The organism is Rhizobium sp. GR12 (assembly GCF_036596185.1).
In the GTDB taxonomy this organism is placed as follows: Bacteria; Pseudomonadota; Alphaproteobacteria; order Rhizobiales; family Rhizobiaceae; genus Agrobacterium; species Agrobacterium nepotum.
In genome coordinates this window covers 222,649-244,028 of the sequence record NZ_JASXTH010000006.1, presented here as the reverse complement: position 1 = coordinate 244,028, position 21,380 = coordinate 222,649, and the positions used below count along the sequence as shown (strand labels likewise).

Sequence of the window (21,380 nt, the reverse complement as noted above, 5' to 3'; positions counted from 1 at the left end):
GAGCCAGTGGTTCAGAAGCGGAAATGAGCCGTGACAGGAACATGGTCCGATGGCCTGTTCCAGCCTCGCGCTTCGCGCAATATGTCGATTTTTTCAAGCGAGGGACCGAGATCCTGAGACGACCAGATATGGTCGAGACGGCGGCCACGATCAGCCGCTTCCCAATCCTTGGCGCGGTAGCTCCACCAGGTATAAATCTTTTCGCTTTCGGGTACGTTCAATCGCATCAGATCGAGCCAGTTGCCCTTCTTGATGATATCAAGCATTCCGTCGGTTTCCACCGGCGTATGGCTGACGATTTTCAACAGCTGCTTGTGCGACCAGACGTCATTTTCAAACGGCGCGATGTTGAGATCGCCGACGAGAATGGATGAGGTGCCGGGCACGCCATCTGCACGAAGCGCCTTCATTTCCTCGATGAAATCGAGCTTGTGGCCGAATTTAGGATTGATTGTCCGGTCAGGTTCGTCGCCGCCGGCCGGCACATAAAAATTATGCAGCCGCACGCGGCGCGATCCAACCTCAAAAATCGCCGAAATATGCCGGGCATCGCCGATGCCGCAATAGTCCTGCCGGTGGTCTTCGGTCAGCGGAATTTTCGAGGCGATCGCCACACCGTGATAGCCCTTCTGGCCATGGATGATGATGTGCTCGTAACCGAGCGCCTTCAGCGGCTTCATCGGAAACTCGCCATTCGGGCATTTTGTTTCCTGCAGGCAGAGAATGTCGGGTTTGTAACGCACCAGAAACTGTTCAACGATCGGCATTCTGAGCCTGACCGAGTTGATGTTCCAGGTGGTTATCGAAAACGACATGCACTTGCTCCGCTTTTATCGCCCCGAACCGCTTTGTTTCGAGACATGTTTCCGGGGCGAAGGCTTATAACATCGCAATGAAAACGGGAATGTATTTTAGCGGCAAAATAAAAAAGGCGACCGTAAGGCCGCCTTTCGAATGGTGTCCACGGGCGAGAGAGCCTCAGCCGCGTTTGCGGACTTCCTCGTAATTGATGTTGAAGACGCGTTCGTCGAGGTTCACGCCCGTCTGGACGTTGAAGATCATGACGGTCGTATCCTTGTTCTGGGCGTCGGTCGTCGTCCATTGCCTGAGATCGAAGGTTTTCGGGTCGAACATCAGGGTGATGGTCGAATCGCCGAAGATGCTCTTGTCACCCAGGACGATGGTGGTGAGATCCGACTCTTCCTTCACGTTCCGGACCTTCTGGTTGCCCAGATCGATCTTGTCGGACAAAAGCAGGCTGAGCGGGGTCTTCGACAGCGGATACAAATCCCATGTCTTCAGCTTCGTGTTGCCGATGACGACATTCTTGCCGTCGGAGATGACCCGCATGGGCGAGGGGTCTTCGTAGTTGAAGCGGAGCTTGCCGGGCCGTTCGATATAAAATTTGCCGCCGGTCTGTTCACCGCGCGGGCCGAACTGGACGAATTCCCCCATCATGGTTTTGACCGACGAGAAGTGGTTGGCGATTTTCTGCGCGGTCGCGCTGTTGCCGGCGGCCTGGGCAAATGCGTTGAGCGGCGACAGGCCGGCCATGGCTGCGGCCATGGAAAATGCCGTCAGCACGCTACGACGCGTCACGCCATTGCGTAGGGTCGTTGCGGTGGCAGTCTCGCCGGTGGTGAGGTCGTTCATTCTATTCTCCTTCATCGCAGCGATTGTCCGCATAAAAGGCGGCGGCTTCATGACGTTGAAAGCGTGTATTAACGCTTCTCAGCCCCTCTTGGTTGCCGATGCGCAGGGTCTTTGCTTTATGCATTATCGCTCGATGATGTCTGCTTCCGTCGGTACGAGTATTTCGCGTTTTCCGGCATGATTGGCGGGGCCGATAATGCCCTCCTGCTCCATGCGCTCGATCAGCGAGGCGGCGCGGTTGTAGCCGATGCCGAGGCGGCGCTGGACGTAAGAGGTGGAGGCCTTGCCGTCCCGAAGCACGACAGCCACGGCCTGATCGTAGGGGTCTTCGGAATCGGAGAAATTGCCGGCGCCGGCCGGGCCGCCGCCATTGCCGTCCTCGTCGTCTTCCTCGGTGATTGCTTCCAGATATTCCGGCGTGCCCTGTGTCTTCAGATAAGCGACGATCTCTTCCACTTCGTTGTCGGACACGAAGGGGCCGTGCACACGCTGGATGCGGCCGCCACCTGCCATATAAAGCATGTCGCCCATGCCGAGCAGCTGCTCGGCGCCCTGCTCGCCCAGAATGGTGCGGCTGTCGATCTTCGAGGTCACCTGGAAGGAGATGCGGGTGGGGAAGTTCGCCTTGATCGTGCCGGTGATGACGTCGACGGAGGGGCGCTGGGTGGCCATGATGACATGGATGCCGGCGGCACGCGCCATCTGCGCCAGACGCTGAACCGCGCCTTCGATATCCTTGCCGGCGACCATCATCAGGTCGGCCATTTCATCGATGATGACGACGATATAGGGCAGGGGCTTCAGGTCGAATTCTTCCGTCTCGTACATTGCCTCGCCGGTCTGGCGGTCGAAGCCGGTCTGCACCGTACGGGTGAGGATTTCGCCCTTGTCGAGGGCCTGCTGCACACGGCTGTTGAAGCCGTCGATGTTGCGCACGCCGATCTTCGACATCTTCTTGTAGCGCTCCTCCATCTCGCGCACGGTCCATTTCAGAGCCACGACGGCCTTTTTCGGATCGGTGACGACCGGGGAGAGCAGATGCGGAATACCGTCATAGATCGACAGTTCGAGCATCTTCGGGTCGATCATGATCAGGCGGCACTGTTCCGGCGACATACGGTAAAGCAGCGACAGGATCATGGTATTGATGGCGACGGACTTGCCCGAACCGGTGGTGCCGGCGACGAGAAGATGCGGCATCTTGGCGAGATCGGCGATAACCGGTTCTCCGCCGATGGTCTTGCCAAGCGCCATGGCGAGCTTGGCCTTGCTGTTTTCAAAATCACGGCTGCCGACCAGTTCGCGCAGGAACACGGTTTCGCGTGTCTGGTTTGGAAGCTCGATGCCGATGGCGTTGCGGCCGGGAACGACGGCTACGCGGGCGGCGATCGCACTCATGGAGCGGGCGATGTCATCCGCAAGGCCGATGACGCGCGAGGATTTGATGCCGGGGGCCGGTTCGAGTTCATAGAGCGTGACGACGGGGCCGGGGCGGACATGAATGATTTCGCCCTTGACGCCGAAATCCTCGAGAACCCCTTCCAGAAGGCGGGCATTCTGCTCCAGCACTTCCTCGTTCAGCGTATGGTCGCGCACGATGTTCTTGGGTTCCGCCAGAAGATGCACGGTGGGGAGCTGGAAACCGTCCGCGGCGATGAAGGAAGCCTGCGCCTCCCTCGCCACGCGCTCGCTCGGCTTCGGGCGTGCGGAAGGGGCGGTTATTCTCGGTTGCCCGCGTCCTGACGCCTGTCTTGCCGTGAATGTCGGGTCGGCCTGGTCCAGGCTGTCGTCGTCCGAAAGAATGCCACTGGGCAAACGCTGCCCGTCGGCGTCATAAGGCGGCTCGTCGTCCCCGTCCGCGCCATGATCAAGCGCGATGGACGGAGGCGACATCTGCCGGCGAGCCGACGCGGCGCGTTCCTCGAAGGACGGTTCTGCGCGCTGGTCGAGGCGGTTTATCGCCGTTTTGAGGCGGGAGGGTTCGTTCAGTGTGCCGAACTCATATTCGTTGAAATCGTAGGGGTGTTCGAACTCGTCGTGCAGCGATTTCGACTTCAGGCCGAACAGGCGGCGAAGGCGTGCCTGGGAGATGTACCAGTAATGTGCGATCGCGCCGAAGGCGAGGATATTGGCGAAGAAACCCTCGCCGTCGTCATCGTCTTCTTCCTCGGCCTCACGTGCGGCACGGGCCTTGGCTGCGACCGGCGCGCGTTCTTCCTGCTCCAGGGCATCATCCGGGCTTCCCACGAGGCCGGCGGCAAACAGCATCATCCAGGCGGCGGGCGCGGCGAATATCGTACCCAGCACCGTTGCGATCGTCCCAGTGGGGTAAGCGCCGATGAAAAGGGCGGGAAAACGCAGGATCATATCCCCGATGACGCCGCCGATGCCGTTTGGCAGCGGCCATGTCACGGGTGCGGGAAAACAGCCGAGCGAGGCGGCGCAGACGATTGCACCGGCGACCCAGGCGACGAGGCGGGCGGGTATTCGGTTGAATTTGCGTCCGGCGATCAGGGCGATCGCCCAGGCGATCATCGGCAAAAGCGAGATGATTGCGGAAAGTCCGAGAAACTGCATCACGATGTCGGCGAAGATTGCGCCGCCGTAACCCAGAAGATTGGTAGGCTGGTTGCCCGTGGCATAAGAAAGGCTCGGGTCCGCCACGTTCCAGGTGGCGAGAGCCGCAACCCCCAGCGCAATCGTGGCAAGCAACGCGAAACCGGCCAGAGCCATGACCTGCCGCACGAAAAACGCCGTCAGCACGAAACGCGTGTGACGGCCGTCGAATGTCGGAGAATTCATTCTGCCCATGTCCCTGAACCCGTAGTTTCTTTGGTTTCGGCAAGATACGGCAGGCTACCGAATCCCGGATTGACAGGGAAAACTAACTGCTTGTCGGTTAATGTCGCGTTAACCATGCGTTTTTTTGATGCCGCTTCCGGATTTACGGCAAAGAAAAGGCCCGCCGAGGCGGGCCTTCTTTTGGAGAGGGGATGGAGAACCCCTTTTCCCAGGTCTTAGGAGTGGTATGCGGCTTCGCCGTGGGTCGCAAGGTCGAGACCTTCGCGCTCCGCTTCGACCGGAACCCGGAGACCAACGATCACGTCGACGATCTTATAGAGGATTGCCGAGACGACCGCGCACCATACGATGGTGATGGCGACGGCGACGAACTGCGTCCAGAGCTGCGAAGAGATGGAGAAGTCTGCCTTGCCCGTGCCGCCAAGCAGCGGCGAGGTGAAGATGCCGGTGCCGAGGGCGCCGATGATGCCGCCGATGCCGTGGACACCGAAGACGTCAGCCGTGTCATCGTAACCGAACTTGTTCTTCACCACGGAGACGAAGAAGTAGCAGATCGGCGAGACGATGAGGCCGAGAACGATCGCGCCCATGGGTCCGACAGAACCGGCCGCAGGTGTTACGGCAACGAGGCCGGCGATCATGCCCGAAGCGGCGCCCAGCATGGAAGCCTTGCCGCGGGTGAAGCTTTCAACCAGCGACCAGGAAACGATGGCTGCTGCGGTGGCGAGGAAGGTGTTCATGGTTGCGAGAACCGCACCACCGGATGCTTCGAGGTTGGAGCCGGCGTTGAAGCCGAACCAGCCGAACCACAGCATGGCTGCGCCAACCAGCGTCAGCGTCATCGAGTGAGGTGCCATCATGTCCTTGCCGAAGCCGGTACGCTTGCCGACCATGATCGCGCCAATCAAGCCTGCGACGCCGGCATTGATGTGAACGACCGTGCCGCCGGCGAAGTCGAGTGCGCCCATGCCGAAGATCAGGCCGTTTGCATCCCAGACCATGTGAGCGATCGGGAAATAAACGAAAGTGGCCCACAGGATGGTGAACAGGATGACGGCCGAGAACTTCACGCGTTCCGCAAATGCACCGATGATCAGCGCCGGTGTGATGGCCGCGAAGGTCATCTGGAAGGCGATGAAGGTGTATTCGTAGATCACGACGCCCTGGGAGAAGGTTGCCGAGGTGCTGTCAAGCGAAACACCGGACAGGAACAGCTTGCCGAAGCCGCCGAAATAGGGGCCGGTGCCGCCACCAAAGGCGAAGGAGTAACCGTAGATCACCCAGACGAGCATCATGACTGCGCCGATGACCGTGCACTGCATGAGAACGGAGAGCATGTTCTTGGTACGGACGAGGCCGCCGTAAAACAGGGCCAGACCCGGAATGATCATGAAAAGCACGAGGATCGTCGCGACATACATGAATGCGGTGTCGGCTTTTTCCGGAACGGGGGCGGCGGCAGCTACTGCCGGCGCGGCATCCTGCGCGAAGGCGATTGCCGGGGCCATCAGAGCCGCAGCAGCGGCGCCCAGTTTGCCGAGCGTTGAAAACTTGTTGAGTTGCATAGCTAGAAAACTCCCTGTCAGCCGTGCTTCAAAGCGCTTCTGTGTTGGTTTCGCCGGTACGGATGCGCACGGCCTGTTCGATAGAGTAGACGAAGATCTTTCCGTCACCGATCTGCCCGGTCTTTGCCGCAGACGCGATCGCCTCGACAGCCTTGTCGACGACGTCGGACGCAACTGCGATCTCGATCTTCAGTTTGGGAAGAAAGCTCACCGCATATTCCGTGCCGCGATAAATCTCGGTATGTCCCTTCTGGCGTCCGTAACCCTTTACCTCGGTCACGGTCAGGCCTTGGATGCCGACGCCAGTGAGCGCTTCGCGCACTTCATCCAGCTTGAACGGCTTGATAATGGCCATCACAATTTTCATCTGGTTTCCCATCCTTTGTTTGTCCTCGGCACGGAGCCGACTCTCCTCGCGCTGGCAGATCAGTAACAGCGACTGCGGACATACATTCAAAGGGCGTGCCAGTTTTGATGCGGCTTCTAAGTTATTGAAATATAAAATTTATATGACAGGCGTCTGAAAAAGGGGCATTGGGCGGCGAAATTTTCGTCTATTAAATGTGCGATTTTTGAAAAAAGCACATTATTTAATCATTTGCCCTTTTGCGGATCAAACCTTCCTGCGCGACGGAGGCGACCAGTTCACCCTGTCTGGTGAAAATATTGCCACGGGTCAGACCGCGTGCTCCCGAGGCGCTGGGGCTGTCCTGCGTGTAGAGCAGCCAGTCGTCCAGTCGGCAGGGGCGGTGGAACCACATGGCGTGATCAAGGCTCGCCACCTGAATGGACGGATCGAAGATCGTCGTTCCGTGGGCGTAGAGCGAGGTATCGAGCAAGGTCATGTCCGAGAGATAGGCGAGAATGGCCGACTGGAAATGTGGATCGTCCGGCACATCGCCAACGGCGCGAACCCAGATATCCTGTTGCGGTTCCAGCTTTTCTTTCGAAATATAATGGGTCAGCGAAACCGGCCTTATCTCGATCGGGCGCTTGTTGCTCCAGTATTTGCGGATCGAAGCCGGTGCTTTGGCAAGGAATGCCGCCTGCATCTGCTCTTCGCTCATCAGTTTTTCGGGCGGCGTCACATCCGGCATTCTGATCTGATGGTCGAAGCCGTCCTCGGCGATCTGAAACGATGCCGACATGGAAAAAATCGCCTTGCCATGCTGGACGGCGACCACGCGTCGGGTGCAGAAGCTGGCGCCGTCACGAATACGCTCCACCTGGTAGAGAATGGGTACCAGCGGATCGCCAGGGCGCATGAAATAGGAATGCAGTGAATGCACGAAGCGGTCGTCATCCACGGTTCTTTGCGCCGCGATCAGCGCTTGCGCAATGACCTGGCCGCCGAAAACGCGCTGCCAGCCGATCTGCGGGCTTTCGCCCCGGAACAGGTTCTCCTCCAGCTTCTCGAGATCGAGCGTGGAGATCAGATTGGCCATGGGATCTGACGTTTGCGAGGGATGCGACATTTTTTCGGCCTGCTCCGGCTGTAGGAAGACGTCACATGGTCTATAGTGCGCCAATGATGCGTGCACAAGATTTGAGGAGAAGCGTGATGCTGGACGTGGTGGTGGCAGGCGGCGGATATGTCGGTCTTTCCGTTGCTGTCGCAATTAAGCAGGCAGCCGGACATCTTAATGTGCAGGTGATCGAGGCCGCTCCCGAGGATGTCTGGAGGAAGGACGTCCGCGCTTCAGCCATTATCGCGGCGGCCACGCGCATGCTTGAGGTCTTCGGAATATGGAACGAGATCGAGCCGGAGGCCCAGCCGATCAACAGGATGGTCGTTACCGATTCGAAGACCGCCGATCCGGTTCGCCCCGTGTTTCTGACGTTCGATGGTGCGGTGGAAGAGGGCAGACCCTTCGCTCACATGGTTCCGAATGTCGCCATGGTGGGCGCCTTACGGGGCCTCTGCGAGCGTCTCGGTGTCGAAATCCGCCACGGTCTCAGTGTTTCCGGCTTTACCGCAGGGCCGCAATCGACCGCCATTAGCCTTTCTGACGGCTCGTCGTTCGAAGCGCGATTGCTCATCGCCTGCGACGGGGTTCGCTCGGCGCTCAGGGACATGGCGGGCATAAAGACCGTGCGTTGGGACTACGATCAATCCGGTATCGTCACCACCGTCGAACATGAGCGTCCGCATGAGGGCTGCGCGGAGGAGCATTTCCTGCCGTCGGGGCCTTTCGCCGTTCTGCCTCTGAAGGGAAACCGGTCCTCGCTCGTCTGGACCGAGCGCACGGCCGATGCCGACAGGCTGGTTGCCGCCGACGATCTGGTGTTCGAGGAGGAGCTTGAGCGCAGGTTTGGCCACAAGCTCGGCCCTGTCCGTCCTGTCGGCCCCCGCCGCGCCTTTCCGCTGGGATTGACGTTGGCGCGTTCCTTCGTCGCGCCGCGTTTTGCGCTTGCCGGTGATGCCGCGCATGGAATTCACCCGATCTCCGGGCAGGGCCTCAATCTCGGCTTCAAGGACGTTGCGGCTCTGGCTGAAACCGTGGTCGAGGCCGACCGCCTCGGCCTCGATATCGGCTCCCTCAACGTTCTGGAGCGTTACCAGTCCTGGCGGCGTTTCGACACGTTGCGGATGGGCGTGACGACTGACGTGCTGAACCGGCTTTTCTCCAACGATGTGGGTCCCATTCGCATCATGCGGGATTTCGGTCTGGGTGTGGTCGATCGTTTGCCGGCGCTGAAATCCTATTTCATCGGTCAGGCTGCCGGTACGACAGACGCGGGCGCGCCGCGCTTGCTTGCCGGCGAGGCGCTCTGATCCCGCCATTCATGCGCCGGCCCGGCTTTTCCGCGATTGCCGCTTGACAGCCGATTCCGGCATTTTTGCCGGAAGGCGGTGCCGCAGGGATGAATCCGGCCAAGGACTTACCCGGATTCACAATCTGGTATGGGGCGTGTATTCGCCAACCAGATGTTGCGGAGAACAAAAGCTGAATCCCTCGGAGTCAGCGATTCGTATTCGATTCGTTCGCAGACTGTTCCGCAACCGAATCGATTCTAGGTTTCGCCGGATTCTTTTTATTCTATCAACCAGCTGAATTTTAAGGAAAAATTTGCCCAGGGAGACGCCCTGCACCAGTTTGCCGGCGTGGCCTATTGCCTTTGTCGGCGGGCATTGCCATGTGTGGTGCGTGCGGCCCTATCAGCAATGGTGGGCGGCACGGCAAGCAGATGAAGTCGATTCGCGGATAGTACGTTGAATTTTCGCCCCATGATCCTGAGCGGCCGCGGTGTTACGGCCGTTCTCGGCCCCACCAATACCGGTAAGACCCATTACGCGATCGAGCGGATGGTGGCGCATGGCAACGGTGTCATCGGCCTTCCATTGCGTCTTCTGGCGCGGGAGGTCTATACCCGTCTTGTCGAAAAGGTGGGTGCGCCGAATGTGGCGCTGATTACCGGCGAAGAAAAAATCTCACCTCCCAAAGCCAAATATTCCGTCTGCACGGTGGAGGCCATGCCACGCGAGACGACGGCCGCATTCGTCGCGATCGATGAGGTGCAGCTGGCTGGCGATCTGGAACGCGGACATATCTTCACCGACCGAGTACTGCACCTGCGCGGGCGGGAGGAAACGTTGCTTCTGGGCGCCGGTACGATGCGCCCGATCCTCGAAAAGCTGCTGCCGGGAATTACCGTGGTCGAGCGGCCGCGCCTGTCACAGCTTTTTTATGCGGGTCAGAAGAAGATAACCCGTCTGCCGCAACGCACGGCGATTGTCGCCTTTTCAGCGGAAGAGGTCTATGCCATTGCCGAGCTGGTGCGTCGCCAGCGCGGCGGTGCGGCCGTGGTGATGGGCGCGCTTTCGCCGCGCACGCGCAATGCCCAGGTCGAGCTCTATCAATCGGGTGACGTCGAATATCTCGTGGCGACGGACGCCATTGGTATGGGCCTCAACCTCGATGTCGATCATGTCGCCTTTGCGCAGGACCGAAAGTTCGACGGTTACCAGTTCCGCAATCTCAATCCGGGCGAGATCGGCCAGATCGCCGGCCGCGCCGGTCGCCATCTTCGCGACGGCACCTTTGGTGTGACGGGGCGCGTCGATCCATTCGATGATGAAATGGTGGAGCGCGTCGAAACCCATCAGTTCGATTCGGTGAAGGTGCTGCAATGGCGGACGAAAAATTTCGATTTTTCCTCCATCGCCAATCTGCGCCTGAGCCTCGATGCCGCCCCGGCGATCCAGGGACTTTCGCGGGCCCTGCCGGCGATAGACCAGCAGGCGCTCGAATATCTGTCGCGTTACCCTGAGATCATCGACGTGACGACGACGGATGCGCGGGTGGAAAAACTCTGGGAGGCGTGCGCGCTTCCGGATTATCGCCGTATTGCGCCCGCTCAACATGCGGACCTTATCTCAACGCTCTATTTCGATCTGGTAAAACGTGGCACGGTGAACGAAGATTTCATGGGCGAACAGGTGCGCCGCGCCGATCGTACCGATGGAGAGATCGATACCTTGTCTGCAAGGATTGCGCAGATCAGAACATGGACTTATGTATCGAACCGCCCAGGATGGCTTGCCGATCCGACACACTGGCAAGAAAAGACGCGGGAAATCGAAGATCGATTGTCCGATGCTCTACATGAAAGGTTGACGAAACGCTTTGTTGATCGCAGGACATCTGTGCTCATGAGGCGCCTGAGAGAGAATGCGATGCTTGAAGCTGAAATCAGTGTAAATGGTGATGTCTTTGTAGAAGGACATCACGTCGGCCAGTTGGCCGGGTTCCGGTTCACACCGGTGCCGGGAATGGAAGGGCCGGATCAGAAGGCCGTGCAGGCTGCGGCGCAAAAGGCGCTCGCGCTCGAATACGAGGCGCGTGCCGCGCGTCTGCACGCCAGTGGAAACGGCGATCTCGCTTTGAGCTCCGATGGTCTGGTTCGCTGGTTGGGCGAGCCGGTGGCCCGCCTTTCGGCAGGCGATAACATCATGAAGCCGCGCGTGATCCTCGTCGCCGACGAGCAGTTGAGCGGCAATGCCCGTGATCACGCGCTGGCGCGCGTCGAACGTTTCGTCAATCATCAGATTGCGACCGTGCTGAAGCCGCTGGACGATATTTCGCGCGCCGAAGACCTTCAGGGTCTGGCGAAGGGACTGGCGTTCCAGCTGGTCGAAAATCTTGGCGTTCTGTTCCGCCGCGATGTCACCGAAGACGTGAAGTCGCTGGATCAGGATGCGCGTGCCTCCATGCGCCGCTACGGCGTGCGCTTCGGCGCCTATCACGTCTTCCTGCCCGCGCTTCTCAAGCCCGCTCCGGCGGAGCTTGTCACGCTGCTCTGGGCGTTGAAGAACGACGGTCTCGGCAAGCCGGGTTACGGCGATCTCATTCCGGTGCTGGCCGCAGGGCGCACCTCCGTGGTCACGGACCCCACCTTCGAGCGCATGTTCTACAAGCTCGCCGGTTTCCGTTTCCTCGGAAAGCGCGCCGTGCGTATCGACATTCTCGAGCGTCTGGCCGATCTCATCCGTCCGCTGCTGCAGTGGAAGCCCGGCCAGCAGCCACGTCCGGAAGGTGCCTATGACGGTCGCCGCTTCACGACGACGACTGCGATGCTTTCCATTCTCGGCGCAACGCTCGACGACATGGAAGAGATCCTCAAGGGCCTCGGCTACCGCGCCGATCAGGTGACGGCGGAAGAGGCTCAGGCCTTCCTCGCCAGTCAGACCGGTGCTGCGGCTCCTGCTACCACGGAAGCGGTGACGGAAGACGAGAGCGCCGAGACCGAGCAGGATGAACCGGCTTCGGAAGAGCAGGCGTCCGAGACGGCGGCCGTTGAGGAAAGCGAAACCGCTGCTGAGGAGGCTCCGGTTGCGGAAGCCGTCAGCGAAGAGGTTGTCGCAAGCGAGGCCGTGTCCGCAGAGAGCACTGAGGCTACCGAGCCGAAGCCTGTTCTTTTGTGGCGTCCGGGTGGTCGCAACGAAAACCAGCGTGGCGAAAACCGTCGTCCCGGCAATCGCGGTCAAGGCCGTGGTGAGGGTCGCGATCAGGCGCCGCGCGAGCAGGGTGAACGTCGCGGTGAAGGCCGACGCGATAATCGTGACGGAGCAAATCGCGAAGCTGCCAATCGTGGCGGTGAAGGCGAGCGCAAGCGCGATGGCGGACGTCCCGACCGCGGCAACAACCGCAACAATGATCGTCAGGATCGCAAGGACAGGCCGGATCGCAACGACCGCGGTGGAAAACCGCAGGGTCAGCAGCGTTTCGAAGCCAAGCCGCCCCGCAAGGAAAAGCCGATCGATCCGGATTCGCCCTTCGCCAAGCTCGCTGCTCTCAAGGAGCAGCTGAAGAAGTAAGCTATGGGGAGCAACGAACAGCCACTCGAAAGTACGCGTCAGCGACTGGACAAGTGGCTGTTCTTTGCCCGCATGGCCAAATCCCGTTCACTTGCCCAGAGCTACATTCAGTCGGGTAAGGTCAAGGTCAACGGCGCCCCCATCCGCCAGCCCAGCCATATGGTGAAGGTCGGTGACAGGCTCGATATCGGTTTCGAGCGCATGGACAAGGTGCTCGTCGTCAAATCCGGGGGCGAGCGGCGCGGACCCTACGAAGAAGCCAGACTTCTCTACGATGACCAGACGCCGCCACGGGAGCCTTCCGACAGGTTAAGCCCGCTTGAACAGGCGATGCGCCAGCCCGGCAGCGGTCGCCCGACCAAAAAGGAGCGCAGGGCGCTCGACAAGTTTCTGTCGGACAGCGACGGAAATACAGATTAGAATAAACCTCCAAGTCATGCCGGTTTTTCAGAATTGTTTATCCTTGCTATCTGAAGGCAAAGGCATTACCTCACATGCAAAATTGCCCTGTCTGAATTCCGGGCGACGGCTTGTGTTCCGAAGCCCACAGACCCGGCTTGCATATTCTGGAGTTCATCATGACATATGTCGTGACCGACAATTGCATCCGCTGCAAATATACCGATTGCGTTGAAGTTTGCCCCGTCGACTGCTTTTATGAGGGTGAGAATTTCCTCGCCATCAATCCTGACGAATGCATCGATTGCGGTGTGTGCGAACCGGAATGTCCAGCCGAAGCGATCAAGCCCGATACGGAGCCGGGTCTCGACAAGTGGCTGAAGCTCAATACGGAATATGCGGCGATCTGGCCAAACATCACGATAAAGCGTGACCCCATGCCGGAAGCCAAGGAAATGGACGGCGTTTCAGGCAAGCTGGAGCTTTATTTCTCTGCTGAGCCCGGCCAGGGCGACTGAGTTTTCAACGACTGTCATGTGTCATGATTTTAAAAGCCCTCGCAGCGCAAGCGCGAGGGCTTTTTGCTGACCTTCAACCGGTCATCCGCTTCGGCCGGATTGTAAGGTGGTCGACAGCAACGTCAAAAGCGCCACGCTTTCCTCCAGACTTTGCCGTTGACGGCTTTGCAATATAGCGGCTTGCAGGCGGTTCATCTCGCGGGCGATCGCCGCCGGCTGCCAGGTTCGCAGCGCTCTTTCGATGATCGGTTTTCTGCGGAAATGGATATGGCGTCCGAGCGTTTGCATGACCTGACCGGCCTGCTGCTTTTTCTCGTCCATTTCGGCCCGCATCTGGTCGAGCAGCTGGAATTGCTTGAGGCATCCTTGAAGCACAAGGAAAATCGGCGTTTTTGACGAGACGATCTTCTGGGTCGCGTGGAAAAAGGCGTTTCTGTCACCTTTGAGGATGGCGTCGACGGCATCGTCCGCAGAAACCGTGCTGGCATCGCCGATGATCGCCAGTACGTCGTCTTCCTCGATTACCTCCGCGCCACGGCAATAGAGCGCCAGCTTGCGGATTTCGTTGCGCGAGGCAATGCGATCGCCGCCCAGCTGGTCGATCAGTCTCTGCCGTGCGGCCGGCGCAATGCGCAGATTGTCGGCGGACAGTTCCTGATCGATCAGTGCATTCAAGGAGCGGGCGTCGTCCGCATAGCAAGGGATTGCAGCAATCGAGCGCGCGGGTTCTGCGATCTTGCGCAGCCCGGTGCCTTTTTTAATATCGCCCGCCTCGATGATCAGGAAGCTCGCTTCCGGCGGCGTTTCCGCCAGAATCTGAAGTGCATCCACCAGCGCCTTTTCGGCCGAAGCGCTTTTGACCCAGACGAGTTTTTCACCGCCAAAAAGGCCGATGGCGTTGACTTCATCGAGAAGGCGGCCTGGATCGCCCTGCAGGTCGGATGCGTTCAGTTTCAGCGATGCGAAGGCGTCATCGGGGTCGATGCCGGTCTTTTTGGCGATGAGGTTGGCTCGCTCCGATACAAGGCCTCGATCCGGCCCGTAGAGCACGAAAACGCGAAAACGCTCCGCCGGATTTTCGGCGAAGCGCTCGAACTCATGCGATTTTATCTCCGCCACGGCCGCCGCTCTCAGCGGCCGAGAGTGGCGGCGATATCAGTACGGATGATTTCAGCCAGTTCACGCGCCGCCCGGTTTTCAGCATCGCGGGTCGCCCTGATCTTGGCGAATTCCTGCTGCGGCAAATCCACCTGTGCCGTTACGCTGCGGCGTGCCGAGCGCAGGATCTGGCCGTCGGAGATGCGTGTCAGAACGTAATTGCCATTCATCACCACGCGGCCGGGATAAGGGCCGTCATAGTTGTTGTTGGTGCGGGTCGTCAGGTCGTAATTCTCAACTTCCGTGGAAGTGGCGCTCGATCCAACCGAAATCTTGACGTTGTATTGAGCCGTAGCCGGCTCACCGGCACCGCCGGACATCAAGAAAATCAGCTGGTTGCGCACTTCCTGTGTTACGCGGTCGCCGGCATTGGAAACGCTGACAGCCGCCAGCCTTTCCTTGGTTCCTGAAGCCTCGCCATAAAGCGGGCGCACCTGGCAGCCCGCCAGAAGACCAGCCATCATCACGACGGAAATTGCTGCCGCGACGCGGCTCCATCTCGAAAAAACGTCAGACAACAATGTTCACAATCCTCTGCGGAACCACGATGACTTTCTTGGGCTCGCCACCGGCAAGAATGGATTTGACGGCATCCAGCGCAAGGGCGGCCGTGCGGACCGCATCTTGATCCGCATCGCGCGCGATTGTCAATTCACCGCGCTTCTTGCCGTTGACCTGTACCGGCATGACGACGTCGTTTTCCTCGACAAGCGAGGCCACGAAGGTTGGCCACGGCGTCTGGGCAACAAGACCCTCATTACCCAGCGCCGACCAGCATTCTTCAGCCAGATGCGGCGTCATCGGGGCAATGATGCGGATGAGGATTTCAACGGCATCGCGGGCGGCCGCCTTCACGTCCTCCGGTTTGCCGCCAGCCGCGACATCGGCGAGCGGCCCCGCCAGCGCGTTCACCAGTTCATAGGCACGGGCGATCGCCTTGTTGAAGGCGAGCTTGTCCAGATCGTCCTGAACGGCCTTCAGCGTCTTGTGGGCCGCCTTGGAGACCGCCAGTCCTTCGCCCTCGCTCGCAGGCTTCGGCGTGACACTCTTCAGCTCATTCGCGACTTCGCCGATGATGCGCCAGACGCGCTGGACGAAACGGTTTGCGCCCTCAACACCGGCTTCGGACCAGATGACGTCACGATCAGGCGGGGAGTCCGACAGGACGAAGAAGCGTGCGGTGTCCGCCCCGTAAGATGCGATGATGTCATCCGGGTCGACCACGTTCTTTTTCGACTTCGACATCTTCTCGATCGAGCCGATCTTCACTTCCGTGCCGGAGGACAGCAGGAATGCGCGGCGGGCACCGTCCGTCTCTTCGATCCGGAGGTCGGCGGGCGCTACCCATTCGCGGCCGGTGCCTTCACCATGGCTGTAGGTCTCGTGCACCACCATGCCCTGCGTGAACAGGCCCTTGAAGGGTTCCTTGACGCCGACATGGCCGGTCTCGCGCATGGCGCGGGTGAAGAAGCGCGAATAGAGCAGGTGAAGGATCGCATGCTCTATGCCGCCGATATACTGATCCACCGGCAGCCAGTGATTGGCGACCTTCGGATCCGTCGGCTCATCTTCCCAGGGCGCGGTGAAGCGGGCGTAATACCAGCTGGAATCGACGAAGGTATCCATCGTGTCGGTTTCGCGACGCGCGTCATGGCCGCATTGCGGGCAGGCGACATGACGCCATGTGGGGTGCCGATCCAGCGGGTTTCCGGGCACATCGAACGTCACATCGTCGGGCAGCTTGACCGGCAGGTCCTTCTTCGGAACCGGGACCACGCCGCAGACTTCGCAATGGATGACGGGGATGGGGCAACCCCAGTAGCGCTGACGGGAAATGCCCCAGTCGCGCAGGCGGAAATTGACCTTGCGCTCGGCCTGCGGCGCATTGCCCAGCGTCTGTTCGGAAAGTTTCTGCACGACTGCCTCAAAGGCGTCAGTCGTATTCAAGCCGTTCAGGAAGCCGGAGTTGATCATCACGCCGTCATCGGTGAAGGCGGTGTCGCCAATGGTGAAGTCGGCAGCGTCGGGACCTTCAGGGGCCACGACCGCCACCACTGGCAGATCGTATTTGCGGGCGAAATCCAGATCGCGCTGGTCGCCCGAGGGGCAGCCGAAAATCGCGCCCGTGCCATAGTCCATCAGCACGAAGTTGGCGATGTAGACCGGCAGTTCCCATGTGGGGTCCAGCGGATGCACGACCTTCACGCCGGTAGCCACGCCCTTTTTCTCAGCCGTTTCCAGAGCGGCGAGCGAGGTGCCGTGCCGGCGGCATTCGTCGCAGAATTCGGCAATCGCAGGATTGTGCTCAGACAGCTCTCTCGCCAACGGGTGGTCGGCGGCAATCGCCAGGAAGGATGCGCCGAACAGGGTGTCGGGACGCGTCGTATAGACGGTGATGTCGGAAAAACCTTCCGGCACTGTGCCGGCAACGGTCTGCCAGCGCAGCGACAGGCCTTCGGAGCGGCCAATCCAGTTCTTCTGCATCAGGCGGACTTTTTCCGGCCACTGGTCCAGCGTGTCCAGCTCGTCCAGCAGATCCTGGCTGAAATCGGTGATGCGGAAGAACCATTGCGTCAAGTCACGCTGCTCGACCAGCGCGCCAGAGCGCCAGCCACGGCCGTCAATCACCTGCTCGTTGGCCAGAACCGTATGGTCGACCGGATCCCAGTTGACCTTGGACTGCTTGCGGTAGACCAGACCCTTTTCCATGAAATCAACGAACAGGGCCTGCTGGCGATGGTAATATTCCACATCGCAGGTCGCGAATTCGCGGGTCCAGTCCAGCGACAGGCCCATGGATTTCAGCTGGCCGCGCATGGTGGCGATATTCTGGTAGGTCCAGTCCTTCGGGTGGACCTTGTTCTGCATCGCCGCGTTTTCCGCGGGCATGCCGAAGGCGTCCCAGCCCATCGGGTGCAGGACGTTGAAGCCGCGCGCGCGCTTGTAGCGGGCGACGACATCGCCCATGGCGTAGTTACGGACGTGGCCCATGTGAATGCGTCCCGACGGATAGGGAAACATCTCTAGAACGTAATACTTCTCGCGCGGATCGCTGTTGTCGGTCACGAAAACCTTGTCTTCGTTCCATTTCTGCTGCCAGCGCGGCTCGGCGTCGCGAGGATTGTAACGTTCGATGGCCATTGTTCTGAATTCCGGGTATCGAGGGGAAAAATTTGCGCTGACCTTCACCATGAAACGACCGGGGCGTCAAGTTTGGCGGGGCATCCGGGCGTTCAATCTTGGGCAGCGTCCCTCAAATGGTGCTAAACCCGCTTGGCATCAAGGCAATCGGCGTCTAGTTAACGTTGCGAATGGTTCAAATAAAGGTCCTGTGATGGAAATCGAAGCACGTCTTGAGGATGTCAGGCTACGCATAGCGGACGCCGCAGAAAAGTCCGGTCGCAAGGCAACGGATGTTGCTCTCGTCGCCGTCTCGAAGACATTCGATGCGGACGAGATCCAGCCGGTCATCGACAGCGGCCAGCGTGTGTTCGGCGAGAACCGTGTGCAGGAAGCGCAGGGCAAGTGGCCGGCGCTGAAAGAGAAGGCGCCTGACATCGAGCTGCATCTGATCGGCCCGCTGCAGTCCAACAAGGCTGCGGATGCCGTTGCCCTGTTCGACGTCGTTCAGAGCATCGACCGCGAGAAGATTGCCCGTGTGCTTTCCGAGGAATGCGGCAAGCAGGGTCGCAGCCTTCGCTTTTATGTGCAGGTCAATACCGGGCTGGAGCCGCAGAAGGCCGGCATCGATCCGCGCGAGACGGTCGCCTTCGTCGCATTTTGCCGGAACGAGCTGAAATTGCCGGTCGAGGGGCTGATGTGCATTCCGCCGGCGGAGGAAAATCCCGGCCCGCATTTTGCGCTTCTGGCGAAGCTTGCAGAACAATGTGGCCTTGAGAAGCTTTCCATGGGCATGTCCGGCGATTTCGAAACCGCCGTGGAGTTCGGCGCTACCAGCGTGCGTGTCGGCTCGGCGATCTTCGGCGCCCGGTAAACTTCTCAAAACAAAAAACCCGGCGCTGCGGCCGGGTTTTCATAAACTGAAAGACTCTCGATCAGTACTGATCGTCCTCGTCTTCATCCTTTGGTGCGGATTTCAGCGACGAGAGCTTTTTGAAGACGGCGTCGGCGTCGATCTGCGGTTCTTCCTCGCGCTGGTAGTTGTAGTCCAGACCTTCCGTCGCCGTTGCCGGCTGCAGCGTGTTGCCGAGCTCTTCGGCGGTCGGCAGTGGGCGGCCGCGCGAGGCGCGTTCGACTTCGAGATCGAGATCGATCTGGCTGCAGAGACCAAGCGTTACCGGATCCATCGGTGTCAGGTTGGCCGAGTTCCAGTGGGTGCGGTCGCGAATCTGCTCGATGGTGGATTTGGTGGTGCCGACGAGGCGCGAAATCTGCGCATCCTTCAGTTCCGGATGGTTGCGCACCAGCCAGAGAATGGCGTTCGGACGATCCTGACGCTTGGAAACCGGCGTATAGCGCGGGCCACGACGCTTGGATTCCGGCACGCGAACCTTCGGCTCGGAAAGCTTGAGCTTGTGGTTGGGATTGCCTTCGGCACGGGCGATCTCGTCGCGGGAAAGCTGTCCGGTCGCAATCGGGTCGAGGCCTTTGATGCCCTGCGCGGCTTCACCGTCGGCAATCGCCTTGACTTCGAGCGGATGCAGTTTGCAGAACGTAGCGATCTGATCGAACGACAGCGCGGTGTTGTCAACGAGCCATACAGCCGTAGCTTTTGGCATGAGCAATTGTTGAGCCATAGATACAGTCCTTCTGTCCGTCCGCGCCGTGTCGCGGGCGTGGTATCAACCACTGATTTCCGGGATATTGGCGCTCTATAACCGGATTGCATCATAATTGCAATTCTTTGCGAAACAAATGCCTTTGTCTAATTGCCGTCAGTCATTGACCTGCTATGAATTCACCACATGCCTGAGGATGGGAGTCTCTCGGCGCGCGCTAAAACAAGACATACTTGGTTTCAGGAGGAGTTCATGTCTGCCAAAATCTATCCGGTGCTCAAATCGGCGAAAGCCCGCACGCTCATCGATAACGAGCGTTACCAGAAATGGTATCAGGAGAGCGTCGAGGATCCCGAAAAGTTCTGGGACAAGCACGGCCGGCGGATCGACTGGTTCAAGCCTTATACCAAGGTCAAGAACACGTCCTTCAAGGGACGAGTGCCGATCAAGTGGTTCGAGGACGGCCTGACCAACGTCTCCTATAACTGTATCGACCGGCATCTGAAGACGCATGGCGAGCGCACGGCGATCATCTGGGAAGGCGATAATCCCTATATCGACAAGAAGATCACCTACAACCAGCTCTACGATTATGTCTGCCGTCTTGCGAATGTGCTGAAGAAGCACGGTGTGAAGAAGGGTGACCGCGTCACCATCTATATGCCGATGATACCGGAGGCGGCTTATGCCATGCTGGCCTGCGCCCGTATCGGGGCTATCCATTCCGTCGTGTTCGGCGGGTTCTCGCCGGAGGCGCTGGCGGGCCGCATCGTCGATTGCCAGTCCACCTTCGTCATCACCTGCGACGAAGGCGTGCGCGGCGGCAAGCCGATCCCGCTCAAGGAAAACACCGACAAGGCGATCGATATCGCCGCCAAGCAATATGTCATCGTCAACAAGGTTCTGGTCGTGCGCCGCACCGGCGGCAAGACCAGCTGGGCGCCGGGCCGCGACATCTGGTACCATCAGGAAATCGCCACGGTAAAACCGGATTGCCCGCCGGTGAAGATGAGGGCGGAAGATCCGCTGTTCATCCTCTACACATCGGGTTCCACCGGCAAGCCCAAGGGCGTGCTGCACACGACCGGCGGCTATCTCGTCTATACGTCGATGACCCATGAATACGTCTTCGACTACAAGGACGGGGAAGTGTTCTGGTGTACCGCCGATGTCGGCTGGGTCACCGGCCATTCCTATATCGTCTACGGACCGCTGGCGAATTGCGCGACGACGCTGATGTTCGAAGGGGTTCCCAATTTTCCGGACCAGGGCCGGTTCTGGGAGGTCATCGACAAGCACAAGGTCAATATCTTCTACACCGCGCCGACGGCGCTCAGATCGCTGATGGGGGCCGGCGACCAGTTTGTTACGCGCTCTTCGCGCTCAAGCATCCGTCTTCTCGGCACGGTGGGTGAGCCGATCAATCCGGAAGCATGGGAGTGGTATTACCATGTGGTCGGCGAGGACAAGAGCCCTATCGTCGATACATGGTGGCAGACGGAAACCGGCGGCATTCTCATCTCGCCGCTGCCGGGAGCGACCGATCTGAAACCCGGTTCGGCGACACGGCCGTTCTTCGGCGTGCAGCCGCAATTGGTCGATGCCGAAGGCAATGTGCTGGAGGGCCCGGCCGACGGCAATCTCTGCATCATTGACAGCTGGCCGGGCCAGTCCCGATCCGTCTACGGCGATCACCAGCGCTTCATCGATACCTATTTCTCGACCTACAAGGGCAAGTACTTCACCGGTGACGGCTGCCGACGCGACGAGGACGGTTATTACTGGATCACCGGCCGTGTCGATGACGTCCTCAACGTTTCCGGCCACCGTCTCGGCACGGCCGAGGTGGAATCGGCCCTGGTGTCGCATCACCTTGTTTCGGAAGCGGCCGTGGTCGGTTATCCGCATCCCATCAAGGGGCAGGGCATCTATTGTTATGTCACGTTGATGGCGGGCCAGAGCGGCGATTATGCGCTGCGCGAAGAGCTGGTAAAGCACGTCCGCAACGAGATCGGGCCGGTTGCGACGCCCGACAAGATCCAGTTCGCGCCGGGATTGCCCAAGACCCGCTCCGGCAAGATCATGCGGCGTATCCTGCGCAAGATCGCCGAGGACGATTTCGGCGCGCTTGGGGATACATCGACACTTGCCGATCCCGCAGTGGTGGAAGATCTCATCGCCAACCGGCAGAACCGGCTGGCCGCATCCTGACGGACGATAATAGTGA

Annotated in this window: 16 protein-coding genes; 6 read left to right on the top strand and 10 right to left on the bottom strand. The window is 59.6% G+C overall.

From position 1 onward, the window contains the following. Positions 1–11 precede the first annotated feature (11 nt). The 6 genes from QSK43_RS12700 to tesB form a co-directional block, all read right to left on the bottom strand. The gene (locus QSK43_RS12700; protein ID WP_332303727.1) at positions 12–815 is read right to left on the bottom strand and encodes an exodeoxyribonuclease III; all 804 of its coding nucleotides are present in this window, start codon (positions 813–815) and stop codon (positions 12–14) included. A 163-nt stretch (positions 816–978) separates the two neighbouring features. After that, positions 979–1,704: an outer membrane lipoprotein carrier protein LolA gene (locus QSK43_RS12695; RefSeq protein WP_332303726.1), complete on the bottom strand. Its 726-nt coding sequence runs from the start codon at positions 1,702–1,704 to the stop codon at positions 979–981. A 72-nt stretch (positions 1,705–1,776) separates the two neighbouring features. Beyond that, positions 1,777–4,455: a DNA translocase FtsK gene (locus QSK43_RS12690; protein ID WP_332303725.1), complete on the bottom strand. Its 2,679-nt coding sequence runs from the start codon at positions 4,453–4,455 to the stop codon at positions 1,777–1,779. Between the two features lie 215 nt (positions 4,456–4,670). Next, positions 4,671–6,020 carry an ammonium transporter gene (locus QSK43_RS12685; protein WP_045019415.1) on the bottom strand — a complete coding sequence of 450 codons (1,350 nt, stop codon included), beginning with the start codon at positions 6,018–6,020 and terminating at the stop codon, positions 4,671–4,673. 28 nt (positions 6,021–6,048) lie between these two features. Beyond that, on the bottom strand, positions 6,049–6,399 hold the full coding sequence (locus tag QSK43_RS12680) for a P-II family nitrogen regulator (protein ID WP_019565993.1): 351 nt from the start codon (positions 6,397–6,399) through the stop codon (positions 6,049–6,051). Between the two features lie 211 nt (positions 6,400–6,610). Next, positions 6,611–7,495: an acyl-CoA thioesterase II gene (gene tesB / locus QSK43_RS12675; RefSeq protein ID WP_332303724.1), complete on the bottom strand. Its 885-nt coding sequence runs from the start codon at positions 7,493–7,495 to the stop codon at positions 6,611–6,613. Here tesB and QSK43_RS12670 point away from each other — a divergent pair. The 4 genes from QSK43_RS12670 (at position 7,471) to fdxA (ending at position 13,256) form a co-directional block, all read left to right on the top strand. Continuing rightward, positions 7,471–8,796: a ubiquinone biosynthesis hydroxylase gene (locus tag QSK43_RS12670; protein ID WP_442967829.1), complete on the top strand. Its 1,326-nt coding sequence runs from the start codon at positions 7,471–7,473 to the stop codon at positions 8,794–8,796. The two genes, tesB and QSK43_RS12670, sit on opposite strands and share 25 nt — an antisense overlap. Positions 8,797–9,249: 453 nt before the next feature. Further along, a complete protein-coding gene (locus QSK43_RS12665) occupies positions 9,250–12,339 on the top strand; it encodes a helicase-related protein (RefSeq protein ID WP_332303723.1) in 3,090 nt (1,029 codons plus the stop codon). Positions 12,340–12,342: 3 nt separating this feature from the next. Further along, entirely contained in the window at positions 12,343–12,759 is a 417-nt protein-coding gene (locus QSK43_RS12660; protein ID WP_332303722.1) for an RNA-binding S4 domain-containing protein, read from the top strand. Between the two features lie 158 nt (positions 12,760–12,917). Then, complete coding sequence (fdxA, locus tag QSK43_RS12655; protein WP_045019846.1) at positions 12,918–13,256, top strand: ferredoxin FdxA; 339 nt, start codon at positions 12,918–12,920, stop codon at positions 13,254–13,256. An 81-nt stretch (positions 13,257–13,337) separates the two neighbouring features. On the opposite strand, the gene holA is transcribed toward fdxA, so the two are convergent. From holA to leuS, 3 genes are read right to left on the bottom strand one after another with little or no spacing between them, the layout of a single operon-like run. Beyond that, positions 13,338–14,375: a DNA polymerase III subunit delta gene (gene holA / locus QSK43_RS12650; protein ID WP_332303721.1), complete on the bottom strand. Its 1,038-nt coding sequence runs from the start codon at positions 14,373–14,375 to the stop codon at positions 13,338–13,340. An 11-nt stretch (positions 14,376–14,386) separates the two neighbouring features. After that, positions 14,387–14,932: an LPS assembly lipoprotein LptE gene (gene lptE, locus QSK43_RS12645; RefSeq protein ID WP_052679668.1), complete on the bottom strand. Its 546-nt coding sequence runs from the start codon at positions 14,930–14,932 to the stop codon at positions 14,387–14,389. Continuing rightward, positions 14,925–17,555: a leucine--tRNA ligase gene (leuS, locus tag QSK43_RS12640; RefSeq protein ID WP_332303720.1), complete on the bottom strand. Its 2,631-nt coding sequence runs from the start codon at positions 17,553–17,555 to the stop codon at positions 14,925–14,927. The genes lptE and leuS overlap by 8 nt, the downstream gene beginning before the upstream one ends. A gap of 193 nt (positions 17,556–17,748) precedes the next feature. Between leuS and QSK43_RS12635 the strand changes: the two genes are divergently transcribed. Beyond that, positions 17,749–18,408: a YggS family pyridoxal phosphate-dependent enzyme gene (locus tag QSK43_RS12635; RefSeq protein ID WP_332303719.1), complete on the top strand. Its 660-nt coding sequence runs from the start codon at positions 17,749–17,751 to the stop codon at positions 18,406–18,408. Between the two features lie 61 nt (positions 18,409–18,469). Here the strand turns inward: QSK43_RS12635 and QSK43_RS12630 are convergent, their stop codons facing one another. Beyond that, positions 18,470–19,171, bottom strand: coding sequence for a DUF1013 domain-containing protein (locus QSK43_RS12630; RefSeq protein ID WP_045019435.1), 702 nt, complete (start codon positions 19,169–19,171; stop codon positions 18,470–18,472). A gap of 234 nt (positions 19,172–19,405) precedes the next feature. Here QSK43_RS12630 and acs point away from each other — a divergent pair, with 234 nt between their 5' ends. Further along, on the top strand, positions 19,406–21,364 hold the full coding sequence (gene acs / locus QSK43_RS12625; RefSeq protein ID WP_332303718.1) for an acetate--CoA ligase: 1,959 nt from the start codon (positions 19,406–19,408) through the stop codon (positions 21,362–21,364). Positions 21,365–21,380 lie beyond the last annotated feature (16 nt).